Source organism: Roseburia sp. OF03-24, from assembly GCF_003463035.1.
Classification (GTDB): Bacteria; Bacillota; Clostridia; order Lachnospirales; family Lachnospiraceae; genus Roseburia; species Roseburia rectibacter.
The window spans coordinates 1-316 of sequence record NZ_QSCK01000027.1; the positions used below are offsets into that span (position 1 = coordinate 1).

Genomic DNA, 316 nt, shown 5'->3' on the forward strand with positions numbered 1-316 from the left:
AAAACGGTAAAGAAATTTACCAAAGCGTTTTAAAAACGCAAGACCCTGTATTTCAACGCTATGAAATACAGCTAAATAAGAGGTCAAGCAAGAAAGAGCGCAGGGTGGATGCCTTGGCACTAAGAGCCGAAGAAAGACGTGATAAGCTGCGAAAAGCTGCGGGGAGGAGCAAATATCCATTGAGCCGCAGATATCTGAATGGGGAAACCCGGCTGGACGAACTCCAGTCATCCATACGCCAATCCATAACGTATGGAAGGGAACCCGGTGAACTGAAACATCTAAGTAGCCGGAGGAAGAGAAAGAAAAAATCGAT

General features: G+C 45.6%; 1 rRNA gene (cut by a window edge). It reads left to right on the forward strand.

Features of this window, described 5'->3' with window-relative positions:
- Positions 1-81: 81 nt before the first annotated feature.
- Positions 82-316 (forward strand): 23S ribosomal RNA (locus tag DXA60_RS13535) (it continues 2,679 nt past the right edge of the window).